The organism is Arthrobacter sp. Helios, assembly GCF_023167125.1.
Taxonomy (GTDB): domain Bacteria; phylum Actinomycetota; class Actinomycetes; order Actinomycetales; family Micrococcaceae; genus Arthrobacter_B; species Arthrobacter_B luteolus.
This window is the reverse complement of the sequence record NZ_CP095402.1, coordinates 3,691,598-3,715,261: the sequence shown is the minus strand read 5'-3', so window position 1 is coordinate 3,715,261 and position 23,664 is coordinate 3,691,598. Positions and strand designations below refer to the sequence as shown.

Sequence of the window (23,664 nt, the reverse complement as noted above, 5' to 3'; positions counted from 1 at the left end):
CGGTTCCCGGCGCCCGGGCCGGAAATTGCGGGCCCCCGCGCGAAATAAGGGACCATGACTGTATGGAATCCATCACCACTGAGCACGAGGCCTGGATGGGGCTGGCGCTGGCCGAGGCGCGCGGAGCGCTGGCGACGTTGGACGTGCCGATTGGCGCCGTCGTTGTGGGCCCGGAAGGCCGGATCCTGGGCACCGGGCGCAACGAGCGTGAAGCCACTGGCGACCCCACCGCGCACGCGGAGGTGGTGGCCATCCGGCAGGCCGCAGCCGCCGTCGGCGAGTGGAGGCTGGCGGGCTGCACCCTGGTGGTCACGCTTGAACCCTGTGCCATGTGTGCCGGTGCCATTGTGCTGGCCCGTATTCCCCGGGTGGTTTTTGGTGCGTGGGATGAGAAGGCCGGCGCGTCCGGTTCGGTGTTCGAGATTCTGCGTGAGCCGCGCCTGAACCATTGGGTGGAGGTGTTTCCCGGCGTGCGGGAGGCTGAGTGTGCTGCCCTGCTGCGGGAGTTTTTCGGTGCCCGGCGCACCCCCGGCGGTTCCCTGGCTGCTGACTAGCCCGGCTGCTTACTAGCCGGACTGCCGACTAATAAGTAGGCTTGCTTTTGTCCGTATGGCAGCAACAGCAGCTAGGAGCAGGCATGAGTTCAGAGCATCAGGAAGGCGTCGACCGCGTCGTCAGCATTCTGGAGCACGCGAAAATCGGCAACCTCACCACCATGGACCTCAAGGGCAACCTTGTAAGCCGTCCACTGGAGCTGCAGGAGACGGATTCGGACGGTAACCTCTGGTTCTTCACCCAGGACCCGTCACCGAAGGCTGATGAGATCCGCGCCAACCCGAACGTCAACGTTTCGGTGGCGGACAAGAAGGGCTACCTCTCGATCAGCGGCCGGGCGGAGATTACCAAGGGCCAGGAGCGGATCCAGGAGCTCTGGAAGGCCTCGGCTGCCGCCTGGTTTGAGCAGGGCCGCGAGGACCCGACGATCGCCCTGATCAAGGTAAACAGTGAGACCGCGGAGTACTGGGTCTCGGACGAACCCAAGGTCGCCAGCATCTTCAAGATCGGCAAGAGCGCGGTGACCGGGCAGACTCCGGACATCGGGAAGAACGACGTCGTCGACCTTTAGTTCGTTTGGCGGCGGGGCGGCTGACGGCTGATGGTGAGCAGTTTGGTGGCGCAGCCCGGGGCGTTTTGGGGCTGGAGCCCAAGACCCGGTAAGGTTGTCCCGTTGGTGACGTGTCCGAGCGGCCGAAGGTGCAACACTCGAAATGTTGTTTGGTGTAAAAGCCAACGTGGGTTCAAATCCCACCGTCACCGCCATGGAAAACCCCGTAGATCCCCTGGATCTACGGGGTTTTTCTTTGCCTCGACGGGCACGGATGGCCCAAAGTCCCGAAATGTCCGTCCATTCTTTAGGGTGGGTGTGTCCGCAGCTCCGGCCCTGCGAAAGGCCGGCCGATGACCAGGCAGCGAGGAAGATGTGAACGAGCGTCCTATCTCCGACAGCGGTCCCTCAACCGTCCACAGCAGTGCAGATCCCAGCGGTTCCCCCGGGGTGATGACAATCGGCCAGCTGCTGGCGGAAAGCCGCGTCGGACTCGAGCGTGTCCCCGCTTCCGAGCTTGAGCGGGAAATGGCAGCAGGCGCCCTCGTTGTGGATACCCGGCCGGTCGATCAGCGGGAGCGCGACGGTGACCTTCCGGGAGCCGTCGTCATTGACCGAAACGTTCTCGAGTGGCGGCTCGATCCCTCCAGCCCGCATCGGCTTCCGATCGCAGGCGGCCACGCCCGGCGGATCGTCGTCGTCTGTAATGAGGGCTACAGCTCCAGCCTCGCCGCCCACACCCTGCAGCGGCTGGGGCTTTCCCGGGCGACCGACCTGATCGGCGGTTTTCAGGCTTGGGCAGCACTGCACGGACGGGACTGAATCAGGACTGAACCAGCCTGCCGTCCCGCAGGTGCCCGATATTGGCTGCTGAGCAGGTGATATACCGTTGCAGCGTGACGGACACACGCATCGCCTGGCAGTTCGCAGCCCTCACGTTCGTGATCGCCTACGGCTGCTCCGGCGCGCTGATCATCGCGGCCCGGTTCGGGTATGAGGTGAACAATGTCGTCACCACGGTGCCGGAGTTCCTGGCGAACGTGCCCTTCTCGATCTACATTCTCTCGCCGGCTATCGCTTCCTACGTCATCCTCAGAAGGAACCGGAAGGTCACTGGTCTTGGGGACTGGCTGAAGCTCGTGTTCTTCGTCAGGGGCCGCCCGGTGGGCTATCTGCTGGTCGTCTCGGCACTCGTCGTGTACTTTTCGCTTCATCTGCTGGTCTCAGGACCCTCTGTCCATGCCCTTCCCTGGATCATGTTCGTACTGTCTCTGCCCGGCAACCTCATCATCGGCGGTATGGAAGAGGCCGGCTGGATGACCGCACTGCAGCCCGGGCTGGATCGGCGCTGGGGCTTTATTGTCTCCTCCCTGGTGGTCGGGTTCATCTGGCTGCTCTGGCATATCCCGCTGTTCTTCATCCCCGGCACAAACCACGAGTCGGGCCTCATCAACTTCTGGATGTTCGCTGTCCAGGTCATGGCGTTCCGCTTCCTCTACGGCGCGATCTTCACGGTTTCGCCCAGGAACGCAGTGTTCCTGTGCATCCTCTGCCACACCATGTTCAACGCCGCCAGCTTCACCTTCGGTATCCCACCGGCTACCTGGGCGGGCACCATCGCGGCGAACGCAGCAGTGGTGGCCTTCGCCGCCGCAGCGGTGGCCGTCTCCGGCAGGTTTGCGGAGCGTCCCCGAGGGCATGATTCACGCTTGAGACTCCCCTGACGTAGTTGGCGTCCCGCCGTCACCAGCCGGCTACGACACTGAGGAGACCTGCCCTATCCGGTCTCGCACCCAACCGGTCGGCTCCCTGATGTTCTGTGATAGCTTGCCGTGATGATGAAGAAGCCGCTCCACATCGGCCTCGTCGCCGACCCGGCCTCACCCACTAAGAATGCTCGCGGGATGATCGATCTCAGCCCTCCGGGCGGTGCGGATCCCGACGCCTGGGACATCGAGGTCGTGAGCGAGTCATTCACCACGGGATTCGAGGACATCGGCACCGCGTTGGAGCGGCTGCAGGACCAATCTCGCCAACACGAATGGGACCTCGTCATCGGACTAACCGAGCTTCCGCTTCGGGACGACGACGGCCGGTACCTGCTAGCTGAGACCGACCCACAGCGACGCACGGCGGTGCTGTCACTACCCGCGCTCGGCGGCATCCGCATCCACACGCGCGCCCGTCACGCAGTGAGCGAGCTCGTCAGCGGCATGGCCGAGCACACCCCGCAAGACGGGCAGCGCGTCCAGCTCCCCCGTCTCAGCGGCCGCAGGCGGGTGCTCCTGGGCATGGTACTTGCCAATCGTCCTTGGCTGCTCGTGCCCGGGCTCAAATCAGCGCTTGTTGCGGCGCTGGCAACGGGAGCTATCGCTACGGTCGACTCGACGGTTTGGCTGCTGGCCGGCTCCCTGTCGTGGTGGCATCTCGCAATCGCAACGATCGTCTCCATCGCGCTTGTCGTCGGCTGGCTCGTGATCGACGGCCAGTTATGGGACCGCCCCGAACACAACTCTGCCGATGCCAGGGAAAGGTCCCGTCTCTACAACACCTCGACGCTGGTGACTCTGACCATCGGGGTGCTCATCTGCTATCTGGCGCTTTACACCATAAACCTGGCCTGGGCACTGTTTGTCCTCGACCCCGCGGTGGTGGGCGGCTACCTCCAGACATCGCTCGGCTACGGCGATCTGTTTGTGCTGACCTGGTTCGTCGCGTCGGCGGCAACCCTCGGCGGCGCCCTCGGCAGCGGCCTGGAGTCGGACGAAGCGATCCGGGCCGCCGCGTATTCAAAGCGCGAAGAGGAGCGCCGCAACCATCTCGCGCGCGAGCGGGAGTAGACACCTGCAACGCAACGCGCCTGAGACTGGCGCAGTTCGGTCAGGCGCCCGGATCGACGTCGCGTTCCATCGGCCGATCTCCGGTAACCTCCGCGCGGTCACCACCCTCCCCGTGCGCATCCTTCTTCTTGCCGAACGGCAGGACCTTGAGCAGCGGGTGCAGGACCGCCATCACCACCAGGCCCCAGGCCAGTCCGAGGATGGCCGAGCACAGGGTGTTCACGAGCCAGGCCAGAGCCCCTCCCACCACCGGAATCCCGGCGACAGGTGACTCGAGGATATGGACCAGGTCGTACGGCAGATGCCAGCCGAGGTCGTAGGCCCCCTGCAGCATGATGTGGCCGCCAACCCAGAGCATGGCGATCGTGCCAACAAGGGTGATCGCTGCCAGCACGGAGGGCATCCCCTTGACCAGCAGTTCGCCGAAGCGCTTCGAACGCGCGGAGTCCTTGGTGGTCAGGTGCAGGCCAATATCGTCCATCTTGACGATGAGTGCGACGGCACCGTAAACGAGCACCGTAATCGCGAGCGCTACAACAACCAGGATGATCGCGCGGACCCACAGGGATTCCCCAGCCACCTCGTTCATCGAGATGACCATGATCTCGCAGGACAGGATGAAGTCCGTGGTGATGGCACCCTTAACGACCTTGGCCTCCGCGTCCGGGCCCCGGTCGACGGCCGGCGTCTTTTCGGCGGTGTGGTGGCCGAAGAACTTGTGCCATACCTTTTCCGCACCCTCATAGCAGAGGTAGGTGCCGCCCAGCATCAGGATGAACGGAATAACCGCCGGAACGAACGCGCTGACCAGCAGCAGGGCCGGCAGGATGATCAGCAGCTTGTTCCGCAGCGAACCCCAGAAAATCCGCTTGATCATCGGCAGTTCGCGGGACGGGTCCGCTCCGGACACATACTGCGGGGTGACCGCGGCATCGTCGATCACCACACCGGCGGCCTTGGCTCCCGCTTTGGCGGCTCCGGCCGCGATGTCGTCCACCGAGGCCGCCGCTATCCGGGCAAGGGCAGCGACGTCATCCAGCAGGGCTACGAGACCGCCGCTCACAGCCCGCTCCCCAGCAGGCAGATGGACGGCTGGGCGGAGAAGCGTCTGTTGAAACGCGTGTTTAGCATCTTCGGATTATATGGCGGCTGGCTGACCGTCGACACGCACGGAGCGCATCAGTTTGGGACGGACCGAGGCCAGCACCCTCTCCCGGCTCCCACCCCGCCCCAGCTGCTGATCCGTTGCGTCCCCATTCGCTTGCGGCTGCTGTGCGGCTACCCTATCGGTGAGACCCCGATTGGGCCGGGACCCCCGGCACACCCACGGACAGGAGATTCACCGTGACGGTACGGATCCTGCGGCCTGACAGCCCGGTGGAAGAGCTCGACGACGAAGAGAACGGCACCCGTTACGCCTACCATGTGACTCCGGGCGGGGTGCTGGTGGTCTTGGAGTGCCCCGACGACGGCAAGTGGCTGGTCCGCAAGGAAATCTCCGCGCCCCGCTGGAACGAGGTCTCCGGACGTCGGTTCATCGGTGACGTGGCGAGCGTGGGAGGACTCGACGGCGGCAAGGCGGATGGGCGGCCCAAGTCCACGAAGCTGCCCCCGCCCTGAGCCGGCCTTCCCCCCCTCTGGCACATCTGCTCGGCCAACCTGCAGGCTTAGTTCTCCCAGAACTCCCGCAGCGCCTGCGCCGCTTCGTCTCCCTGGCGCCACCCGGCCTGGGCCGCGGGCCCGCGGGTGGAGCGCAGCAGCGGGTTGGCTCCGAAGTCCCGGAGCGCCGCCTCGTCGGCTTCGAGCAGAAAGGTCCGGCTGTGCTGGTCCAGTTTGGCGATGGCCTCGGGCAGGCTTGGTCCGAACGGGCTTCCGGGCGTTTCGGGACCGCACGCCAGCACCAGGATCTTTCCGTATCCCTCGGCCACATCGGCGTTCGTGGCCGAGCGCATGCCGCCGTCCATGTACTGCCGGCCGAGGATCGTGACCGGAGGCCACACCGTGGGCACAGCGCAGCTGGCCGCGACCGCCCGGGCCAGTTCGACGTCGGACGTTGAATCCAGCACGGTAAAGGTTCCATCTTCGGCATCCACCACGGTGATGCCGAACGGTTTGTCCGGCCATTGCCTGCCCGGCAGCAACGCCCGGATGCTGGCGACCCACTCGCCCTCCGTCATCACCGCGGGCGTGGTGCGCGCCAGCTCGCCGACCCGGGCGCGGGCGGCCCGCTCGTCTCCGTCGCCCCGTCCCGCCGTCGCGGTCAGCTCAATGAATGCCTCGCTGCTGAACCCGCTGGGCTCCTTATAGGATTCATCCGCGGCCGGAGCCGGGCCGGTGTCCGGGGCTTGCTCGGCGTCCGCCAGCTGGGCCGCGAGCACGGCCGGCAGCTGGCCCATGCGCAGGGCCGCGCCCACTGTAGATCCCGCCGACGTGCCGATGACCAGGTCCGCGGCGTTAAGGTTGATCCCCTGTTGCAGCAGTGCCGCGAGCGCTCCCATCTCCCAGGCAATTCCGGCAACTCCCCCGCCACCGAGGACGATGGCCCGTGTCTCGCTCATGTTCCGCGCTCCTTCAGCTCTCGGCACCACTGCCGGGAGTCTAGACCGGCGCAGCGCCGAGCGGCAGCCGCCGGGTTCATTTCGGCACAGGACGTGCCCGGTATTGAATAGGGGCATGGCATTACGCGTTCTGATGGTCGGCCGCAAGCACGAGGACTGGGTGGTTGACGGTATCCGACGCTACGAGAAGCGGCTGAAAAAGCCCTTCGACCTGTCCTGGGTGTCCATTCCGCACTCCGCCCGGGAGAATGACGCCGCTCGTAAGGAGGAGTCTGAACGGCTCCTCGCGAAACTGGGCAGCGACTACGTGATCCTGCTCGATGAGCGGGGCAAGGCCATCACATCCCCGCAGCTGGCCAAAACGCTGCAGAAGCCACTGGACAACTCACGCAACGTCACTCTGATCATCGGCGGTGCGTACGGCGTCGACCAGGGCGTGCATGACCGCGCGGACTTCGTCTGGTCCCTCTCCCCGCTGGTTTTCCCGCATCAGCTCGTGCGGCTGATTCTGGCGGAACAGGTCTACCGGGCCCAGGAAATCGCCGGCGGCCGTCCCTATCATCACGAATAATCCCGCCTGGTCTCTCAGCTCCCAGCGGGCCGCGGGTGTGTGACCTGAGAGCTCCACGACGTGGCGCTTCTTTCCACTTCACTGCGTATTCACGGCGCATTCACTGCCTAGTCACTGCGTAACAATCTGGTGTGCTTCTGACGCGTCCCGCGATGCGGTTTGACCCGGTCCGGCCGCAGGTTCAGGGTGAATCCATGAGAACAACGGTTTCGAAGTCCCCGGCGGCCCTGACCATCCGGCTGGCAGGCCTGGCAGTACTTGGCTCGGTGTTGCTCAGCGGCTGCGCCGGCAGCAGCAACGATGCTGACGAGTCCCCTTCCGCCAGCTCCTCCAGCCCCTCCAGCTCCTCCTCAAGTGCGTCGCCGAGCGCCACTCCGTCGGAAACCGCAACGGCGGCCCCCAGCGCCTCGTTGGAGCCCGGGGTTCCGTCCACCGTGCCGCTGTGCACGGCGGACAAGCTGACCGGAGCTGTTGAGGACACAGCCGGCGGCGGCGCGGCCGGCAGTGTGTACCGCACGCTGGTGCTGACCAACACCTCCTCGGCAACCTGCTCCACCATGGGCTTCCCCGGCGTCTCCTACCTCAGTGTCTCCGGCAGCCAGGTTGGCGCCCCCGCGGTCCGGTCGGAGGGCACACCGGAGACCCTGGTGGTCCTGGAACCGGGCCAGTCGGCCACTGCCGTCCTGCGGGAAACCCGTCCGGAGAACTACGGAGACGCCTGCGGCCTCGTGGCCACGTCCGGGTTCCTTGTGTACCCGCCGGAAGACACGGCGTCCCTGACCATTGCCCATGCCGGTTCCGGCTGCAGCAGCGAGGACATCGAGCTGCTGGGCATCGACAGGCTCCAGGCAGGCTGACCGGGCCTGCCCGCTAGCCAGTGCCACCGGGCTGGCATAAGGTGCCGCCCATGGACATTCTCCTTATTCCCGGTTTCTGGCTGGACGGCTCCTCCTGGTCGGCGGTCACGCCTGCGCTCACTGCCGCGGGGCACACGGTTCATCCGCTGACGCTGCCGGGGCTTGAGTCTCCGGACGCGGACCGCAGCGGCATCGGTCTGCGGGACCACATCCACGCGGTTGTCCAGGCCGTCGACAACCTGGACGGACCCCTGGTCCTGGTGGGGCATTCCGGCGGCGGGGCGATTGCCTACGGGGTGGTGGACGCCCGCCCGGAGCGGATCGCCCACACGGTGTATGTGGACTCGGGACCGATGAGCGACGGCGGGGTCATCAATGACCAGCTGCCCGAGGTGAACGGGGAGATCCCGCTGCCGGATTGGCAGTTCTTCGAAGCCGCGGATCTCATCGGCCTCACCGACGATTTACGGACCATGTTCCGGGACCGTTCCATCCCGCAGCCGACAGCCGTCGCCTATGATCCGCAGCAGCTGTCCGACGAGCGGCGCTGGGTCGTACCCGCCACGCTGATTGCCTGCGAATTCCCGTCCGTTGTGCTGCAGCAGTGGGTAGCGGACGGGCACCCCTTCGTCCAGGAACTGGCCCGGATCAAGGACGTCGAATTCGTCGACCTGCCCACCGGGCACTGGCCGCAGTTCACCCGGCCGGCTGACCTGGGCGATGCGATTCTGGCCGCGGTGGACCGGACGGCGTAGCGGGTCTGTTCATGCCGCCCCGCCGCGCTACCTGCGCGGAGCCACGCGGAGCCGGCCGCCCTCCTCGGTGCGGAACACCTCGATCGGGGTCCCGTAGACCTCGCTGAGGACCTCCGCCCGGCAGATATCCTCCACGGTTCCGGCGGCATGCACCTGTCCGTGGTGCAGCAGGACCAGCCAGTCCGCGTAGGCTGCCGCGGCGTCGAGGTCATGGAGCACGACGGCGACGGCGGCACCTTCGGCGGCCAGCCGGCGGCAGGTCTGCAGGGTCTGCTCCTGGTGGGCGATGTCCATCGCGGACACCGGTTCGTCCAGCAGCAGCACGCTGCCCTCCTGGGCCAGCACCCGTGACAGGGCGGTCCGCTGCCGCTCGCCGCCGGAAAGCAGCGTGACGCTGCGGGCGCTTAAATGGCCGATTCCGGTTGCACTGATCGCGCTGTCCACCACGGCCTCGTCCTGCGCGGACCGCTCGGTGCGCCGCCAGGCGTTCCGTCCCATCTGGACGACCTCGCGGACGGTGTAGGGGAAGGACACCGACGTGTCCTGCGCCATCACGGCCCGGCGGCGTGCCGCGTCAAGTGTTTTCCAGGACGCGAGCGGTTTTCCGCCCAGCGCCACTGTGCCGGAATCCGGGGGAACGTCACCGGCCAGCACGGACAAAAGCGTGGACTTTCCGGCGCCGTTGGGCCCGATGATGATCGTGACGGCACCCGGCCGGAGGTCGAGGGAAACCCCGCGCAGCACCTCGTGCCCGCCCGGGGAAAAGCGGACCTCCGAGGCCTGCAGGGCCGGCGTCTCCGGGAGCATGCCTGAGGGCTCGACAGCCACTTGCTTCTTCCGGGTCGCAGCAATGGTCATGGTCAGAGCACTCCTTGGCGGCGTAGGGTCCGGCGCAGCAGCAGGAAGAACACCGGCCCGCCGACCAGCGCCGTGAAGATCCCGATGGGCAGGTCTGCGTAGGCTATCGCGGTGCGGGCCACGAGGTCAGCACCGGAGAGCAGCACCGCTCCGCCTACCGCGGACAACGGAATCAAAAACCGGTGCGACGGCCCCACCACCAGCCGCAGGGCATGCGGAACAATCAGCCCGACGAAACCGATGACGCCGGCGTAGGCCACGGCCGCGGATGTCAGGAGGGCCACGCAGACAATGGCACCGATCCGGAGCCGTTCGACGTTGACGCCGGCATGCCGGGCACCCTGCTCGCCGAGGGCCAGCAGATCCAGCCGCCGGGACATCGCCAGCGCCCCGGCGGTGCCAAGCGCCATCACGACGGCGACCGCCCCAACCGCGGCCCAGGTGGCACCGGCGAGGGAACCCATTTGCCAGAAGATGATCTGTTCCCGGCTGGAGGTATCGGCCACGAACACGAGGAACGAAATCACGGCACCGGCCACCGCATTGATCGCGATGCCGGTGAGGACCAGGGTCAGCACCATGGAGCGGCCGGAGCCCCGCGAGAGCAGGTAGACACCCGCCGTCGTCAGCAAACCGCCGACGAAGGCCGCGGCCGGCAGCGCGAAGGGAGTCACGGCGTCGAACCCGAGCACGATGACGAGGCAGGCGCCCACGGCTGCGCCCGATCCGACGCCGATGACGCCCGGCTCTGCCAGCGGATTGCCGAAGACGCCCTGCATGAGGGCACCTGCCATCCCCAGCGCGGCGCCCACCAGGATTCCCAGTACGAGCCGGGGGAAGCGCACGCTCCACAGGGTGCCGTCAATGAGCACGGCGTCACCTGCAGGGGCGGTACCGTTCATCCGGCGGATGATCGACTCGAAAACATCCGCGGCCGCGATGGGAAACTGACCGGTCCCGGCGGACAGGAGCACCAGTGCCGCCAGCACCACCGCGAGGCCGGCGCCGACAAAGGCAGCCCGCCGGGCCCGCCCCGACGGCGGTTTGGAACCCGGGCGGTTGGCTCCCGGCGTGGCCGGAGCCGGTTTCAGCGCCGGGGCGGCAGCCATTAGCGGGCCTCCTGCCCGGCGTCTGAGGTGTACAGGGCCTTGGCAGCCGCGAGCAGTGCGGCCGGAGTTGACGGCCCAAAGTTCAACGCCTGTCCGTCCGGCACATCCACCACTGTCCGGTTCTGCCCGGCTGCGGTCTGCAGGATTCCGGGCCGTTCGAGGAGACCATCAACTCCGCCGGTGGACGCCAGGCCGTCGCTCATCACCAGCAGGACGTCTGGGTTCAAAGCCGCGAGGGCTTCCGGGTTCGCCGGGCGCGTGCCGGAGATGCCCGCCTGCACGGCACGGTCCTCGAGCCCGAGTTCGGACATCAGCCCTTCCGCTCCGCCGCCTTCACCGAGCACGAAGAACACCGCTCCGGTACCCCGGATGTACAGGAAGACGGCGCTGGCCTTCTCAGCAGGAACCATCCCGGCGATTTCCGCACGTACATCCGCCAGTTCCTGGGCCACCCGGGTGTTGAGCTTCTCGGCCGCCGCCTCCACACCCAGTGCGGCACCGACGGCGGTAATGCCGTCGTCGATGCCTTCGATGGAACGTTCGGAGTCGAAGTAGACCACCGTGATTCCGGCGTCGGACAGCTGCTGCAGTGTTTCCGGAGGGCCGATGGTTTTGTCCGCCAGGACAACCGTGGGCCCGAGGGCCAGGATCGCTTCAGCATTCAGTTCGTGGCCGCTGGCCGTCACCGTGGGCAGGTCCGCCATGGAGGAATCGGAGTCCGACGACGTCCGGCCAACCAGGTTCTCCCCCAGGCCGAGCCCGATGACCGTCTGGGCGAGGGTGCCGTACAGGTCCAGGGCAAGGATGCGGGAGATGTCCGTGACGGTGACGCTGTTCCCGGTGAAATCGGTGACGGTGGCCGGCAGCGAGGGTGCACCCGTCCCGGTCACCGGAACAACGCCGCCGATCGGCTGGACGGTTGCCGGGCCGGTCACCAGGGAATAGCTGCCTTCCGCCTGCGGGGTTTCAGCTGCGTCCGTTTGAACCGCGGCAGGCGGGCTGGATTGTGAAGACGACGGCCCAGCGGCCGCACACCCTGAGAGGATCAGGACGGCGGCCACTGCGGCGGCGGTGCCGGCAGCGGAACGCGTCCGCAGCCGGCGGCCAATAGTGCTCAGGTCAGGCATGTGCCCCACGGTTCCTGCGTGCTGCCACGATGGTCAGGCCCACGCCCAGCAGCAGTGCCAGTGCGGCCGAGCCGAGCATGACCGAGGTGCCGGAGGCACCCGTCGAGGCCAGCGATCCGATCGGGTTTCCGTCGGCATCAACCAGGACCTGGCTGCAGTCCGTTTCCGCTCCCAGCGGGAAGGTGAAGCTCACCGGGTCCAGTGCTGCCCCGGCCGGGTAGAAGCCTGCGAAGGCAGCGGCACCGGCGGCGGTGAGGATTGCCGGAGCACCGGAAACGGAAACCGCTTGGGAGGTCACGGAGGCACCCGAGAGGTCAAGGGTGGCGAACTGCACGGCGCCGTGGCTCTGTTTGTTGCCGTCCATGTCCGAGGAGTCAACCGTTGCGATCAGCACGCCGGAGGAGGGCCCGGTCTGCTGGATCCGGATTCCGGAAAGCGTCAGGTTCAGGGTTCCGTCATGGCCGGAGAAGTTGATGGTGCCGGGGTAGCCGACTGTGCCGGTACGAGAACCCGAGGCGTAGGTACCGGTTCCGGAGCCGAAACCGAACGTGCCGGCAGACTCGCTGACGCCGGACAGGCTCCAGCCGCCATTGGCGATTGCCGACGTGAGGTAGCTGCGGAAGGAGCTCTTGACTCCCCAGGCCAGGGTGGCGCCCTGCACCACGTTGGACGTGCAGACGGTGGTGAAGCGCGGTTCCGGGGTTTTCTCGGTGGTGCCGGCCGGAACGACGGCGGCGGGCCCGGTCTCGGTGGGCACAGAAGCGCCGGGAGTGGTGGGCGTGGTTCCGGGAACCTGGACCACCGGAGGCACCACCACGCCGGCCCCGGCTGCAGTCACCGGATCCATGACGGTTCCGGCGGCGTACATTCCGTTGAAGGCGGCGGCGCCGGCAGCGGTAAGCGTTGCTTTGGCACCGGCCAGCGAGAAGCTGCCAGCCGTCAGGTTGGCTCCCGTGAGATCCAGGTCAACCAGGTCAATGGCGCCGCCGGCCCTGGTCAGGGCGGCCGCTCCGCCTGCGTTGTTGCTGACCAGTGCCTGCAGGGTGCCGCGGTTGGCGGAGGTGAGGTTTACGGCGAACTGGGAGAACGTCAGGTCCAGGGCACCGGCGTGTCCGGTGAAACGCACCGAACCGGGGAAGCTGACGCGTCCAACGCCGGCAGCGTTAATCGAGCCGCTGCCGTTGGACCAGCTGAAGATCCCGTTGGCTTCGCGGACGCCGTCGCTCAGGGCCCAGCCGCCGGCAGCGCCGTACTTCAGGTAAGAGATGAAGGAGCTCTTGAACCCCCACTGCAGGGTCGCGCCCTGGATGTTTCCGGCTGCCGGAGTCGACGGGGTATCGGTCGGGGTGGGAGCCGGCGTCGTCGGCGTATCAGTCGGGGTAGGAGCCGGAGTCGTCGGCGTATCAGTCGGGGTAGGAGCCGGCGTCGACGGCGTGTCGGTCGGGGTGGGAGCGGGCGTCGTCGGCGTATCGGTCGGGGTGGGCGAAGGCTCCGGGGCGGCGGTGTAGGCCACGGGGGTGCGCGTCGAAAGGTCAATGTCGGTGAGCAGGTGTCCGCGGGAGGTCAGGACGTAGAGGTCACCCGTCGCGCTCCGTGCGCCCACTTCGAACGTGGCGGTGAATGTACCGTCGGCGTTTAGTCCGTTGCCCAGGCGCAGCCACTGGGCTGTGCGGTTGGTCCGGTCGATGGTGGTTGTGGCGGCGTCGCCCAGTGCCACATAGGCTCCGGTGCTGTCGGGGTAGAAGCCGCTGCCCGTGACGGTCAGCGTTCCGCCGGCTTCAGAGACCGGTGCCACGGTGACGGACGGTGCCGGCAGCACCTGAACCGAGGTGATGGTGTCCTGGCTCTTGTCCGCGAAACCCTGGCCATGTGCCTTCGAGGTGTAGACAGCGAGGTCCCCGCCAGCAGGCAGCGGCACGTTCACGGAGAAGCTTCCGTCTGCGCCCATGGGCGCGGTGGCGGCGGTTGCCTCGTTGCCGGGGGCGACCCAGACAGTGCTTGACTGTGCTGCCCCCGATGCGTAGAAACCGCTGGCTCCGGCGGGCGCAACGGCCACGTAGATACCGGGCGAAGCGGCAGCGAAACCCGTGCCGCTGACCGTGACCGTGCCGCCTGCATAGCCTGGCGTCACCGTGGTCGAGGGGCCAACGGCGTTGGCGATGGAGGGAAGGGCCAGCAGGGTTCCCAGGGCAAGGGCGAGTGTCAGCAGCAGTGCTAACAGTCTTCGGGCAGGGGCGGGCGCGGTGAACGTCATCGGGTCTCTCTTGCTAGTGAGGCGGGGTGCGGGAGCCAGTCATGCAGCACTTGTTAAGGTAAGCCTTACCTACAGTACAGCCAAATAGGTCAGACTTTTATGACGCAATTAGTACGCTCTGCACTCGTAGGCGCGCGCTGCTCCGCAGTGTCACCGGTGTGGGGAAGAATGGGGTCATGACGTCGGCCGCCTCGGTGCTTTCGAAGTTCACCCCCGCAACCCGGGACTGGTTCCAGGGCGCCTTCACCGAGCCCACCCCTGCGCAGGTCGGGGCATGGGACGCGGTGTCCAGCGGGTCCAATGCGCTGGTGATCGCTCCCACCGGATCGGGCAAAACCCTGGCCGCCTTCCTTTGGTCCCTGGACCGGTTCATCGCCGCGGCGGCGGCGCCCCAACAGGAAACCCCGCCCGACGACGGCGGCGGCCGCGGACGCTCCCGGGTCCCCAAGCGCAAAACCAAGGTTCTGTACATCTCCCCGTTAAAAGCCCTCGGCGTCGATGTGGAGCGGAACCTGCGGGCACCGCTGATCGGCATCACCCAGACTGCCAAGCGCCTCGGGCTGCCGGCGCCGTCCATCACCGTGGGCGTCCGCTCCGGGGACACGCCGCAGAACGAACGCCGCGCGCTGTTGACCCGGCCGCCGGACATCCTCATCACCACGCCGGAGTCCCTGTTCCTGATGCTCACCTCGCAGGCGCGGGAAACGCTCGCCGAAGTGGACACCGTGATTGTGGACGAGGTGCACGCCGTGGCGGGCACCAAACGCGGGGCTCATCTGGCTGTGTCCCTGGCCCGGCTAGATGCCATGCTGGACAAGCCGGTGCAGCGGATCGGCTTGTCGGCGACCGTGGAACCGCAGGAAACCGTGGCCCGGTTCCTGGGCGGAAACGCCCCGGTGAAGATTGTTGCCCCGAAGTCCAAGAAGAACTGGAACCTCACCGTCACCGTCCCGGTGGAGGACATGACGGACCTCGGCAACACTCCTGCCCAGGACACGGTGGAAGGCGGTTTCGCTCCGCAGGCCAGCATCTGGCCGCATGTGGAGGAGAAGATCGCCGACCTGATCGAGGCGAACCGGTCCACCATTGTCTTTGCCAATTCCCGGCGGCTGGCCGAACGGCTGACCGCCCGGCTCAACGAAATTCACGCCTACCGATTGGAGGCCGCGCAGGCTGCCACCGGAACCGACGGCGCTCCCGTGCCCCCGTCGGCTGACCGGGTATCGGCCGGGCGCGTCCCGGCCCAGCTGATGGCTCAGGCCGGCGTCTCCATCAGGACCCGCCGGGAGGACACCGGCCAGCGAGGCGGTGCAGCTAAAGGCACATCAGTGCGTGACGCAGGCCGAGGCACCGACGTTGGTGACACTGCCGTTGAAGGCACCGCTATTGGAGGCACCGCTGTTGGAGGCACCGCCGTCGACGACGCTGCCCTCGATAACGCTGAGCCGCTCCTGGCCCGGGCCCACCACGGGTCGGTGTCCAAGGACCAGCGGGCGCTGATCGAAGACGACCTGAAATCCGGGCGGCTGCGCTGTGTCGTGGCCACCAGTTCACTGGAGCTGGGCATCGACATGGGTGCCGTGGACCTGGTGGTCCAGGTCGAATCCCCGCCGTCGGTGGCCAGCGGCCTGCAGCGGGTGGGCCGCGCCGGGCACCAGGTCGGCGAAATCTCGCAGGGCGTTATGTTTCCCAAGCACCGCGGGGACCTGCTCAACTCCGCCGTCACCGTGGAAAGGATGCTTGCCGGGCAGATCGAACCGCTCTTTATTCCGGCGAATCCGCTGGACATCCTCGCGCAGCAAACCGTGGCGGCCACCGCCCTCGGAACCATCGATGTGGAGGAATGGTTCGACGTCGTGCGCAGTTCGGCGCCCTTTGCCGGGCTGCCGCGTTCCGCGTTCGACGCGACGCTTGACCTGCTCTCCGGCCGCTATCCGTCCGATGAGTTCGCCGAACTGCGGCCCCGGATCATCTGGGACCGCAATGAAAACACCATCACCGGGCGTCCCGGGGCGCAGCGCCTGGCCGTCACCTCCGGCGGCACCATTCCGGACCGCGGCCTGTTCGGCGTTTATCTGGTGGGTGATTCCGAGGGGAAGAACAGCCGCCGGGTCGGGGAACTCGACGAAGAGATGGTCTACGAGTCCCGGGTTGGCGACGTGTTTGCCCTCGGTGCCACCAGCTGGCGGATCGAAGACATCACCCACGACCGGGTGCTGGTCTCCCCTGCGTTCGGCCAGCCGGGCAAGCTGCCGTTCTGGCGGGGTGATTCGCAGGGCAGGCCGGTGGAACTGGGCCGGGCACTGGGCAGGTTCGTCCGGGAAATGGCAGGTTCATCCGAACCCGCTGCCCGCGAACGCCTCGCCGCCGTCGGACTCGATGAATGGGCTGCCGGGAACCTGGTCGCCTACCTGCGCGAGCAGCAGCTGGCCACCGAGGTGGTGCCGAGCGACCGGACCCTGGTCATCGAGCGGTTCCATGATGAGCTCGGCGACTGGCGGGTAGTCCTCCACAGCCCGTTCGGGATGCCCGTGCATGCGCCGTGGGCGCTGGCTGTCGGCGCGCGGCTGCAGCAGCGCTACGGGCTGGACGGCTCCGCGATGGCGTCCGACGACGGAATTGTGCTGCGGGTGCCGCTGATGGAGGACGAACCGCCGGGCGCGGAGCTGTTCCTCTTTGAACCCGATGAGCTGGAAGCCATCGTCACCGCCGAGGTCGGCGGGTCGGCACTGTTCGCCTCCCGGTTCCGCGAGTGTGCGGCCCGGGCGCTGCTGCTGCCGCGGCAGAACCCGGCTAAGCGGACACCTCTGTGGCAGCAGCGGCAGCGTTCCGCGCAGCTGCTCGACGTCGCCCGGAAGTTCCCCACTTTTCCGATCGTGCTGGAAACCGTGCGGGAATGTCTGCAGGACGTTTACGACCTGCCGGCGCTGAAGGACCTGGCCGCCGCCGTCGAACGCCGTGAAATCCGGCTGGTGGAGACCACCACGCCGCAGCCGTCGCCCTTCGCCCGGTCACTGCTTTTCGGGTATGTGGGCGCGTTCCTCTATGAGGGGGATTCGCCGTTGGCCGAGCGCCGGGCTGCCGCCCTGTCGCTGGACCCGACGCTGCTGAACGAGCTGCTGGGCCGGGCGGAACTGCGTGAACTCCTGGACGCGCGGATCATTGCGCAGACCGAGGCCGAGCTGCAGCGGCTCGCGCCGGACCGCCGGGCCCGCGGGCTGGAGGGTGTGGCGGACCTGCTGCGGCTGCTCGGACCGCTGACGGCTGCCGAGGTTGCCGTGCGGCTGGAGCCGCTGGAGCCTGCCGGTGACGGCGCGGCTCCGGACACTGATGCCCCGGACACCGGCCACGCCACCGAAGCCGAAGCTGCCGGACTGCTGCAGGAACTCATCCGCGCGAACCGGGCCCTGCTGGCCGGCATCGCCGGAACCCAGCGGTACGCCGCGATTGAGGATGCGGCCCGGCTCCGCGACGCACTCGGTGTGCCGCTGCCGATGGGGGTTCCGCTGGCCTTTGTGGAACCTGTCCCTGACCCGCTGGGCGATCTGGTCGGCCGCTACGCCCGCACGCACGGGCCGTTCACCGCTGCGGAAGCCGCGGCCCGGCTGGGACTGGGTGTCGCCGTCGTCACCACTACACTGCAGCGTCTGGCGGGCGAGGGCCGGGTCGCTGAGGGCGAGTTCCGCCCCACCGAAGCGCTGATCCTCGACGCCGCCGCCGGCGTCGACCAGACCCCTGCTGCCACCGTCACGGTGCCGGGCGCTCCCGCCGGGTCGGAGTGGTGCGATGCGGAGGTGCTGCGCCGGTTGCGGCGCCGCTCGCTCGCTGCGCTGCGTTCCGACGTCGAACCTGTGGACCCGCCCACCTACGGGCGTTTCCTGCCCGCGTGGCAGAACGTGGGGTCCTCGCTGCGGGGACTCGACGGCGTCGTGACGGTGATCGACCAGCTCTCGGGCGTGCCCATTCCGGCGTCCGCGTGGGAGCCGCTGATTCTTGGGTCACGGGTCAGGGACTATGCGCCGGGGATGCTGGATGAGCTCACGGCGACGGGCGAGGTCATTTGGTCCGGCACGGGGTCGCTGCCGGGGAATGACGGCTGGATTGCCCTGCATCTGGCCGAGAATGCTCCGCTGACGCTGAATCCCGAGCCCGATTTCACGCCCAGCGAGCTGCAGTCCCGGCTGCTGGAGCTGCTTTCCGGAACCGGTGCGTTTTTCTTCCGCCAGCTCGCCGAGGCCTTGAATCGCGAGCCGCTGCAGGACGGCGGTGCGCTGCTGCCGGACTCGGAGATCATTCCCGCACTGTGGGAACTTGTGTGGGCCGGCCGGATCACGAACGACACGTTTACGCCCGTGCGGTCCCTGCTCGCGGGTGGCAAGACGGCGCATAAGCAGCGCGCGACGACACCCCGGGCACGGACGGCACGTCTGGGCAGGTTGGGCCGTATGCCGCGCGGAAACCTGAGCAGTTCTTCACTTCGGCTGGCCGGCGGGCAGGATTCGGCGGCGCACGGTTCAACTGTGAACGGTTCAACTGTGCACGGTTCATCCGGGAATTCGCCGGCGCGGGGTCCGCAGCCGCTGGCTGCGGGCCGTTGGAGCCTGCTTCCCCCGGTGGAAGCGGACACCACCATTCATGCCCATGCCACTGCCGAGCTGCTGATGGACCGGTACGGCATTCTGACCCGCGGCTCCGTGATGAGCGAGGGTGTTCCCGGCGGTTTCGGGCTGTTGTACAAGGTGCTGGCCCGGCTGGAGGAGATGGGCCGGTGCCGGCGCGGGTACTTCATCGAGCAGCTTGGTGCGGCGCAGTTCGCTGTCCCGGCCACTGTGGACCGGCTCCGTTCCTTCTCGCGGGAGAATCAGCTGGCCGTTCCGGAGCCGCAGGCGGTGGCCTTGGCAGCGACCGATCCTGCGAATCCGTATGGAGCTGCACTGCCGTGGCCTGCCTCGGAGGGCGGCCACCGTCCCGGGCGCAAGGCCGGTGCGCTGGTGGTGATGGTCGACGGCGATCTGGTCCTTTATGTGGAACGCGGCGGCAAGACCCTGCTCGCTTATACGGACGACGCTGAGACGCTGCTGCTTGCCGCGGCTGCTCTGGTGCATATTATCCGCCGGGGTGCTGCGGAGAAGATGGCTGTGGAGAAGGCGAACGGTGTGGATGTCCTGGACACTCCGTTGGCTACCGCGCTGATGGCTGCGGGGTTCTACTCGACGCCGAAGGGGCTGCGGTTCCGTGTCTGAGCTGGCTGGTGTATGCGGGCTGCGGCGCGTTGTGGTGAGCCGTGGCGCTGCCGGGGCTGAAGCTGGGGCCGGGGCTGAAGCGACTGCGCAGGTCCCGCCGTCGGGCACGGTGAACTGTGCCTGAGGGGGATACCGTCTGGCGGGCGGCGCGGGAGCTGAATGCCGCTTTGGCCGGTGCCGAGCTGACGCGGACAGATTTCCGTGTTCCGCGCTTCGCGGCCACCGATCTCAGTGGGCGGACCGTGGAGGAAGTCGTTTCACGCGGGAAGCACCTGCTGATCCGGGTAGCTCCTGGGGAAGCCGAAGCTGAGGGGTGGACGATCCATTCCCATCTGAAAATGGAAGGGCTTTGGCACGTTTATGCGCGGGGTGAGCGGTGGCGTCGTCCTGCGTTCAAAGCCCGTGCGGTGCTGGAAACGTCCGGCCGGCAGGCGGTTGGTTTCGAGCTCGGATTTCTGCGGATCTTCCCGCGCAGCGGTGAGGAGGAGGCTGTCGGCTATCTCGGTCCGGATCTGCTGGGGCCGGATTGGGATGCCGATGAAGCACTCCGGCGGCTGGGTTCCGTTCCGGAGCGGCCGGTCGGTCTGGCACTGCTGGACCAGCGGAATCTCGCCGGTTTGGGCAATGTCTACCGGTGCGAGCTTTGCTTTCTGATCGGTGTGCATCCGTTGACTCCTGTGGCCCAGGTGCCTGATTTGCCGCGGCTGGTCGATCTTTCCAAGCGGCTTCTGGAAGCGAACAAGGCCCGCTCCAGGCGCATCACCACGGGCATGTCGACCGGGCGGGATCCGTTGTGGGTTTACAACCGGGAGAGGCGTGGGTGTCTGCGCTGCGGCACCCGGGTCGTCCATGAGCTTGTCGGCGACAACGAACTCGAGCTTCGAGACCTGTACTTCTGCCCCCACTGTCAGCCGCGGAGCGAGTAGCCGGTCGGGCAGGCCTGGTCCGCCGGCGCAGCCGGACGGGGCCTGGTCCGACGACGCAACGGGGCGGGGCCTGGTCCGACGACGCAGCCGGGCGGGGGACGCAGGCGCAGCCGGTCGGGGCAGGGACGCAGCCGGGTCCGACGGCGCAGCCGAGCCTTCCTGGACGCATCTGCCCTGCCAAAGTCAACCGTCCGTGGGCACCTTGTGGATAAGCCCTCTAAGACTGAGTATTTTTGGCCGATATCCAGTAGTGACCAGTCCTCCACAATGACCAATTTTGCTTTGCCCGTCGCACCCCGGGTGGAAGCCTTATGGCATGACAACAACGGCCCGTTCCGAAGACCGGCTCTTTGAACCGGAGTCTGATGCCGGCGGTTCACAGTCCGGCGGTTCACAGTCCGGCGGTTCAAACCCCGGTGCCAAACCGGATTCGGAGGACCTGTTGTCGTGTCTGGATACGTTTTCGGCTTCCACGGCACCTAACGGCCCCGCAGCGTTTATTGGCACGCTCGCCCTCACTTCTCCGGAGACGCTTGGGCCGGAAGATGCAGGTACGGTCCTCGCACGCCTGGCAGCACTGGCCAGCTGGGCCGAGGCTCAGCAGTCCCGGGTTGTGCACCGCATGGAAGCGCTGATCGCAGCGGAAGTGGAAGGGTCGTTCCAGGGACCCGATGCGGGCATGACATTGTCGCTGACAGCAGCCGAGGCAGGTGCGGTGCTGAACCTTCCCCATATGAGCGCACTGCAGCTCGTGAGCGAGTCCAGCCAGCTCTGCACCGATCACACTGCAACACTGGCCGCACTCTCTCATGGCCACATCAGTTACCGCCACGCCCGGGCCGTGCTGGACCAGCTGGAAAACGTCCCGCGTGCTCAGGCTCCAGGCTTCGAAATTGAACTGCTCTCGGCTGCTAAGGGGCGAACATGTGCCCAGTTCGTCCGAACCGCCCGCCGCCTGAGGGAGCGCCGGTGGCCCGACACCGTTTCTGCCCGTCACCGATCGGCGCTCGACCGGCGGCGAGTGAGCTTCGACCCAGCCGCGGACGGTATGGGAGATTTCTGTGCCCGCATCGCCGTAGGAAAGGGCCAGGCGATCTTCACTGCTCTGACCTTTGCCGCCCAGGGCGAGCGGAAGGCGGGCGACCCTCGAACATTGGACCAGCTGCGCTCGGATATTTTCACGTCCCTGATGCTCCACTCCAACCGATCAGAGACCGATCTCAGCTGGGCCCCTGCTCCAGAACCGTTAGCGGCCCCAGGCCCATCAGCTACTGGCTTGTCCTCTGCTGGTTCGTCCTCGGCCGGAGGCTGTCTGGTGGACGCTTCCTATCCGGTGAACGAAGACCACCCGGCGACCGAGGACTGTCAGGCGAAGGAAGACCGCCCGGCGGGCGGCGACTACTGCTCCAGCGCCGGGAACTCCCCCGCCGACCGAAATTACACGGGTGCCGGCGATGCACACGGCACGAGTACCGAATGGGATGACGCCGCTGGCATCAAGGCCGAAATCATGGTTCTCATCAGCGCAGAAACACTGTTTGGAACCAGCGACAGCTACGCAGAACTCAACGGCGTTGGCCCGATCTCTGCAGAGACCGGTCGACGGCTGGCTGAGCACGCCCGACACTGGACCGGGTTGGTGCAAGACCCATCGACTGGAGAAATTCTGGCGGTAGGACGGCGCCGAAAAATGCCCGCTGGCCTCAAACGCTGGCTCCAGGCCCGCGACGGGACCTGCCGCTTTCCGGGGTGTGGGGTTGGTCCAGCACGGGCCGAAATCGACCACACTCATCCTTGGGCCAGCGGCGGCCTTACAGAGCATGGCAACCTCGCAAATCTCTGCCCCAAGCACCACCGATACAAGACCCTTGGGTTTTGGAGTGCCCGGCAAAAGGAACCTGGATTTCTTGAGTGGATCTCACCACTGGGACGGGTTTACCGAACGGCTCCCCAGCTGCACTATGGGCCCGGCCGGCCTGACGGCGGCAGTGCTGCACCCACGTCGCTTGCATCAGACTCTGACCCTCCTCCTTTTTAGCGGATCCGGAGCATCAGAGTTTCCGGAGCATCAGAGTTGAGGTGTACAGCAGCGGCCGAGCCAGATCCCGCCATTCCAATCCAGGACGCCGTCCCAGCCCACCCCGGGCAGCAGCCCTCACTACGCAGTCCTGAAAGGTCCTCGCCCCGGCCCCGGCCCCGGCCCCGGCCCTGACCCCGGCCCTCGCCCCGAAAGACAGCCCAGGACCCCAGCCCCGCCCGCACCACCGGCGCCGGCGCCGGTATCCAAGCGGTCGGTATCCTGGCGCCGGTACCCTAGGAGAGTGATGCAATCCCCTCTTCCCGTCCGCAACGGAGTCAATGCGACCAGGCTCCGGCTGCCTGAAGAAGGAGCGTGGGAGACTGCCATGGACTACGTGCTGGATCGCTTCGGGCATGTGGATCCGGACGGCATCATCGACCGGTTCGACCGCGGTGAGGTCGTCGGAATCGGCGGCATCCCCCTGTCCCGGACGACTCCGCTGAACGAACACACCTTCATCTGGTACTACCGGGAGCTGCCGCCGGAAGTGCGGCTGCCTGTCGAGATCAGGATTCTGCATCAGGATGAAAACCTGCTGGTCGTCGACAAACCGCACTTCCTGCCCACCACACCGGGCGGAATGTACGTTGCCGAATCTGCGCTTATCCGCCTGCGGGTCGCCCTCGGAATCCCCGACCTGATTCCCATGCACCGGCTGGACCGGATGACTGCTGGAGTCCTCCTGTTTTCAACAAACCCGGAAACCCGCGGCAAATATCAGGTCATGTTCGAGAAGCGGCGCATCGAGAAAGAGTATGAGGCCGTCGCACCGGTACGTCCGGATCTTGAGCTTCCGATGGTTGTACGCAGCCGGATGGTGAAGTCACGGACCTATCTCCTGGCCCAGGAAGTCCCCGGTGAGCCGAACGCGGAGACCAGAGTGGAGCTCATCGAGGAATCCGGTGGGATTGGCCGCTATCGGCTGTTGCCCCACACCGGTAAGACGCATCAGTTGCGCGTTCATATGGCGTCGCTGGGAATCGGCATCCTGAACGACCCCTTCTACCCTGTCCTGCTGGAGCAGGCACCTGATGACTACAGCCGGCCAATGCAGCTGCTGGCCCGCTCGGTCAGATTCACCGATCCGCTCACCGGCGAGCCCGTGGAATACCGCAGCCGGCTCTCCCTCGACGCCTACCCAGCGAACCTTCCGCCGCACTGACAGCCGTATGGGCGGGAGCAGCGACGGGCGTGCCTTCCTCCTCCCCGGCCTTGACCTGAGAGGTAGGCTGAGGGCCACCTGCCCGGATGGCATGACCGGGCCGTCACCGTCGAGGTAAGGAATCCGGCATGCACCCCCAGCCTTCAATGCCCGCCAAGCCACCGTCACGACGACCGGCATCTGCCGGAACTGGACCGCTGACGGGAGAACCGCAGGCGG

The 23,664-nt window shown here is 66.9% G+C and carries 19 protein-coding genes and 1 tRNA gene; 14 read left to right on the top strand and 6 right to left on the bottom strand.

Annotation, left to right across the window (positions count from 1 at the left end; all coding sequences use genetic code 11):
- The first annotated feature begins 62 nt into the window (after positions 1 to 62).
- The 6 genes from tadA to ArtHe_RS17035 all read left to right on the top strand — a co-directional run bounded on the left by tadA (position 63) and on the right by ArtHe_RS17035 (position 3,945).
- The gene (gene tadA, locus ArtHe_RS17060) at positions 63 to 554 is read left to right on the top strand and encodes a tRNA adenosine(34) deaminase TadA (RefSeq protein WP_248318055.1); all 492 of its coding nucleotides are present in this window, start codon (positions 63 to 65) and stop codon (positions 552 to 554) included.
- An 83-nt stretch (positions 555 to 637) separates the two neighbouring features.
- Positions 638 to 1,126, top strand: coding sequence for a pyridoxamine 5'-phosphate oxidase family protein (locus tag ArtHe_RS17055; RefSeq protein WP_248318054.1), 489 nt, complete (start codon positions 638 to 640; stop codon positions 1,124 to 1,126).
- A 104-nt stretch (positions 1,127 to 1,230) separates the two neighbouring features.
- Positions 1,231 to 1,320, top strand: a tRNA-Ser gene (locus ArtHe_RS17050).
- Positions 1,321 to 1,480: 160 nt separating this feature from the next.
- Positions 1,481 to 1,927 (top strand): rhodanese-like domain-containing protein, encoded by a 447-nt coding sequence (locus tag ArtHe_RS17045; RefSeq protein ID WP_248318053.1) that lies wholly within the window; start codon positions 1,481 to 1,483, stop codon positions 1,925 to 1,927.
- A gap of 74 nt (positions 1,928 to 2,001) precedes the next feature.
- Positions 2,002 to 2,829 carry a CPBP family intramembrane glutamic endopeptidase gene (locus ArtHe_RS17040; RefSeq protein ID WP_248318051.1) on the top strand — a complete coding sequence of 276 codons (828 nt, stop codon included), beginning with the start codon at positions 2,002 to 2,004 and terminating at the stop codon, positions 2,827 to 2,829.
- A gap of 111 nt (positions 2,830 to 2,940) precedes the next feature.
- Positions 2,941 to 3,945 (top strand): hypothetical protein, encoded by a 1,005-nt coding sequence (locus tag ArtHe_RS17035; protein ID WP_248318049.1) that lies wholly within the window; start codon positions 2,941 to 2,943, stop codon positions 3,943 to 3,945.
- A 40-nt stretch (positions 3,946 to 3,985) separates the two neighbouring features.
- Here the strand turns inward: ArtHe_RS17035 and ArtHe_RS17030 are convergent, their stop codons facing one another.
- Positions 3,986 to 5,008, bottom strand: a complete 1,023-nt coding sequence (locus ArtHe_RS17030; protein ID WP_248318048.1) for a DUF808 domain-containing protein — start codon at positions 5,006 to 5,008, stop codon at positions 3,986 to 3,988.
- Between the two features lie 281 nt (positions 5,009 to 5,289).
- Between ArtHe_RS17030 and ArtHe_RS17025 the strand changes: the two genes are divergently transcribed.
- Positions 5,290 to 5,565 carry a hypothetical protein gene (locus ArtHe_RS17025; RefSeq protein ID WP_248318047.1) on the top strand — a complete coding sequence of 92 codons (276 nt, stop codon included), beginning with the start codon at positions 5,290 to 5,292 and terminating at the stop codon, positions 5,563 to 5,565.
- A 47-nt stretch (positions 5,566 to 5,612) separates the two neighbouring features.
- On the opposite strand, the gene ArtHe_RS17020 is transcribed toward ArtHe_RS17025, so the two are convergent.
- The gene (locus tag ArtHe_RS17020; protein WP_248318046.1) at positions 5,613 to 6,503 is read right to left on the bottom strand and encodes a patatin-like phospholipase family protein; all 891 of its coding nucleotides are present in this window, start codon (positions 6,501 to 6,503) and stop codon (positions 5,613 to 5,615) included.
- Positions 6,504 to 6,618: 115 nt separating this feature from the next.
- Between ArtHe_RS17020 and ArtHe_RS17015 the strand changes: the two genes are divergently transcribed.
- The 3 genes from ArtHe_RS17015 to ArtHe_RS17005 all read left to right on the top strand — a co-directional run bounded on the left by ArtHe_RS17015 (position 6,619) and on the right by ArtHe_RS17005 (position 8,686).
- Positions 6,619 to 7,074, top strand: coding sequence for a 23S rRNA (pseudouridine(1915)-N(3))-methyltransferase RlmH (locus ArtHe_RS17015; RefSeq protein WP_248318045.1), 456 nt, complete (start codon positions 6,619 to 6,621; stop codon positions 7,072 to 7,074).
- Between the two features lie 194 nt (positions 7,075 to 7,268).
- Positions 7,269 to 7,931 carry a DUF4232 domain-containing protein gene (locus tag ArtHe_RS17010; protein WP_248318044.1) on the top strand — a complete coding sequence of 221 codons (663 nt, stop codon included), beginning with the start codon at positions 7,269 to 7,271 and terminating at the stop codon, positions 7,929 to 7,931.
- Positions 7,932 to 7,981: 50 nt separating this feature from the next.
- On the top strand, positions 7,982 to 8,686 hold the full coding sequence (locus ArtHe_RS17005) for an alpha/beta hydrolase (RefSeq protein ID WP_248318043.1): 705 nt from the start codon (positions 7,982 to 7,984) through the stop codon (positions 8,684 to 8,686).
- A gap of 27 nt (positions 8,687 to 8,713) precedes the next feature.
- Here the strand turns inward: ArtHe_RS17005 and ArtHe_RS17000 are convergent, their stop codons facing one another.
- The 4 genes from ArtHe_RS17000 to ArtHe_RS16985 are packed head-to-tail and all read right to left on the bottom strand — an operon-like array spanning position 8,714 to position 14,034.
- Positions 8,714 to 9,544, bottom strand: a complete 831-nt coding sequence (locus tag ArtHe_RS17000; protein ID WP_248318042.1) for a heme ABC transporter ATP-binding protein — start codon at positions 9,542 to 9,544, stop codon at positions 8,714 to 8,716.
- A 2-nt stretch (positions 9,545 to 9,546) separates the two neighbouring features.
- A complete protein-coding gene (locus ArtHe_RS16995; protein WP_248318040.1) occupies positions 9,547 to 10,653 on the bottom strand; it encodes an iron ABC transporter permease in 1,107 nt (368 codons plus the stop codon).
- The gene (locus ArtHe_RS16990) at positions 10,653 to 11,780 is read right to left on the bottom strand and encodes an ABC transporter substrate-binding protein (RefSeq protein ID WP_248318039.1); all 1,128 of its coding nucleotides are present in this window, start codon (positions 11,778 to 11,780) and stop codon (positions 10,653 to 10,655) included. The genes ArtHe_RS16995 and ArtHe_RS16990 overlap by 1 nt, the downstream gene beginning before the upstream one ends.
- Complete coding sequence (locus tag ArtHe_RS16985; protein ID WP_248318038.1) at positions 11,773 to 14,034, bottom strand: HtaA domain-containing protein; 2,262 nt, start codon at positions 14,032 to 14,034, stop codon at positions 11,773 to 11,775. Before ArtHe_RS16985 ends, ArtHe_RS16990 begins: the two co-directional genes overlap by 8 nt.
- Before the next feature lie 176 nt (positions 14,035 to 14,210).
- Here ArtHe_RS16985 and ArtHe_RS16980 point away from each other — a divergent pair, with 176 nt between their 5' ends.
- The 4 genes from ArtHe_RS16980 (at position 14,211) to ArtHe_RS16965 (ending at position 23,445) form a co-directional block, all read left to right on the top strand.
- Positions 14,211 to 19,277, top strand: coding sequence for a crosslink repair DNA glycosylase YcaQ family protein (locus ArtHe_RS16980; protein WP_248318037.1), 5,067 nt, complete (start codon positions 14,211 to 14,213; stop codon positions 19,275 to 19,277).
- Positions 19,278 to 19,393: 116 nt separating this feature from the next.
- Positions 19,394 to 20,203 carry a DNA-formamidopyrimidine glycosylase family protein gene (locus ArtHe_RS16975; RefSeq protein WP_248318036.1) on the top strand — a complete coding sequence of 270 codons (810 nt, stop codon included), beginning with the start codon at positions 19,394 to 19,396 and terminating at the stop codon, positions 20,201 to 20,203.
- A 316-nt stretch (positions 20,204 to 20,519) separates the two neighbouring features.
- A complete protein-coding gene (locus tag ArtHe_RS16970) occupies positions 20,520 to 22,241 on the top strand; it encodes an HNH endonuclease signature motif containing protein (protein WP_248318035.1) in 1,722 nt (573 codons plus the stop codon).
- Positions 22,242 to 22,527: 286 nt separating this feature from the next.
- Positions 22,528 to 23,445 (top strand): RluA family pseudouridine synthase, encoded by a 918-nt coding sequence (locus tag ArtHe_RS16965; protein WP_248318034.1) that lies wholly within the window; start codon positions 22,528 to 22,530, stop codon positions 23,443 to 23,445.
- Positions 23,446 to 23,664: the final 219 nt, after the last annotated feature.